The following is a 1,309-nucleotide window of genomic DNA, read 5'->3' on the forward strand; positions in this document are numbered from 1 at the left end:
CATAACGTAAAAACTGTACAACATGCGAAAGGCCACTTGGTTTCAGTTTCACGTTCAGGTGAAATTGGTATTGCCGATGAGTTAGGTCGTGAGCGTGAACGCTACAAACTTCCTTACGGTGCGAGCATCTTGTTGAAAGATGGTGAGCTTGTTGAGGCTGGTGGTATCGTTGCGACATGGGATCCGCATACGCATCCATTAGTAACAGAAGTTGCTGGTAAAGCACGTTTCAGCCAAATTGCTGATGGTGTAACTGCAACATCTAAAACTGATGATGCAACTGGTATGACAACTGTTGAAATCTTGCCTGTAACAGCACGTCCTGCTTCTGGTAAAGATTTACGTCCAGCAATCGTATTAGATACAACTGATGGCGGTGAACAGTTCTACTTCTTACCACAAAATACAATTGTGACCGTTCGCGACGGCGAAACAATTGGTGTGGGTGACGTTATCGGTCGTGTACCACAAGAATCTTCACGTACTCGTGATATTACCGGTGGTCTTCCGCGTGTTGCTGACTTGTTCGAAGCACGTAAGCCGAAAGAACATGCGATCTTGGCAGAAGTGTCTGGTATCGTAAGCTTCGGTAAAGAGACCAAAGGTAAGAACCGTTTAGTGATTACTCCAGATGACGGTTCTGAAATTTACGAAGAGTTGATTCCAAAATGGCGTCAAATCAACGTGTTTGAAGGTGAACATGTGAACCGTGGTGAAACCATTTCTGATGGTCCACAAAATCCACATGACATCTTACGCTTGAAAGGTGAAGTTGCTTTAACTAACTACATCGTGAACGAAGTTCAAGACGTTTACCGTCTCCAAGGTGTAAAAATCAACGATAAGCACATTGAAGTTATCGTACGTCAAATGTTGCGTAAAGTTGATATCATCGATGGTGGTGATACAAGCTTCATCAAAGGTGAACAAGTGGATTACATCCGTGTTGTTCAAGAGAACCAAGCTGTCTTGGCTCAGAACAAGTTCCCTGCGAAGTTTGAACGTCAATTGATGGGTATTACGAAAGCATCGCTTTCTACTGACTCATTCATCTCTGCTGCATCGTTCCAGGAAACAACTCGTGTGTTAACTGAAGCGGCTGTAACAGGTAAAGAAGATGATTTACGTGGCTTGAAAGAAAACGTTGTAGTGGGTCGCTTGATTCCAGCGGGTACTGGTCTTGCATACCACTTAGAGCGTCGTCGTCAAGAAGCGGAAGCAGCAGAACATGCTCTTCATAATGACTTCAGCGAAGTAGACCAAGCATTTAGCCAAGCTTTAAACTCAGAACAATTCTAAGCTTAAACTT

The 1,309-nt window shown here is 43.8% G+C and carries 1 pseudogene; it reads left to right on the forward strand.

Features of this window, described 5'->3' with window-relative positions:
* A pseudogene (locus VXQ92_RS18510) lies at positions 1-1,299 on the forward strand (DNA-directed RNA polymerase subunit beta'); the annotation flags it as partial.
* Positions 1,300-1,309: the final 10 nt, after the last annotated feature.

The organism is Acinetobacter sp. 228 (genome assembly GCF_048147885.1).